Source organism: Streptomyces sp. MBT65 (assembly GCF_016612545.1).
Lineage (GTDB): Bacteria > Actinomycetota > Actinomycetes > Streptomycetales > Streptomycetaceae > Streptomyces.
Map to the genome: position 1 here is coordinate 1 of NZ_JAENRY010000809.1, position 358 is coordinate 358.

Below are 358 nucleotides of genomic sequence, written 5' to 3' on the forward strand. Positions count from 1 at the left end.
CCGCACATGGATACAGCCCCGCGCTCCTGAAAGGGGCGCTACCGCCTAGGCTCGTGACACCCTCAGGTTTCTCACCTCACCCCTGGACCTCACTGTGGCCGGACGTTTCGCTCCTCGGCCCACTCGTACGACTGTGCGGGGTGGGCATGTTGTGGTGCCCCAGGGGATACCTCGGCAGGCTACCGAGGCCGGGCGGGTGAGGACCTGGGTGCCGGACGGGCCGCTTGATCTCGGCCTGGTGCTCGGGCCGTTGCGGCGGGGGCCCGGGGATCCCACGTTTCGGGCGACTGCGGACGGGTCCGTGTGGCGGGCCAGTCTTACGCCCGTGGGGCCGGGGACCTTGCGGGTGTCCGCGCAC

1 pseudogene is annotated in these 358 nt (G+C 70.9%); it reads left to right on the forward strand.

Annotated elements, in window-relative coordinates:
- Window positions 1-94: 94 nt before the first annotated feature.
- Window positions 95-358 (forward strand): annotated as a pseudogene (locus JHN63_RS53830) (DNA-3-methyladenine glycosylase 2 family protein); the annotation flags it as partial.